The sequence below is a fragment of the Corallococcus praedator genome (genome assembly GCF_003612125.1).
GTDB classification, from domain to species: domain Bacteria; phylum Myxococcota; class Myxococcia; order Myxococcales; family Myxococcaceae; genus Corallococcus; species Corallococcus praedator.
Genome location: NZ_RAWI01001138.1, coordinates 1 through 427 on the forward strand (window position 1 = coordinate 1; position 427 = coordinate 427).

Consider the following 427-nt stretch of genomic DNA (forward strand, 5'->3'; position numbering starts at 1 on the left):
CTGCAGCAGGCCGTTACGGCAATGGCCGGTGCCAATCGGGTCGAGTTCTACGGTTTCGGTGCGTCCGGCGCTGTTGCTGCTGATGCGCAACACAAGTTCTTCCGCCTGCTGCTGACGGCGGCGGCGTATTCCGATCCTCACATGCAAGCCATGTCGGCGGCGACGCTCAAGCCGACAGATGTCGCGGTGTGCATTTCCCAGTCAGGCCGTTCCAAAGACCTGCTGATCACCGCCAACATGGTGCGTGAAAGCGGCGCGACCCTGATCACCCTGTGTCCAAGCCAGACGCCACTGGCCGAGCTGTCTTCGGTCAATCTGGCCATCGACGTTCACGAAGACACCGAGATTTATACGCCGCTGACCTCGCGCATCGCGCATCTGGTCGTGATCGATGTGCTGGCGATGGGCGTTGCCATGGCGCGCGGAC

1 protein-coding gene is annotated in these 427 nt (G+C 62.1%); it reads left to right on the forward strand.

All coding sequences use genetic code 11. The features are described 5' to 3' along the window. On the forward strand, positions 1 to 427 hold a 427-nt coding region (locus tag D7Y13_RS43410), incomplete at both ends, for an SIS domain-containing protein (protein WP_120631136.1).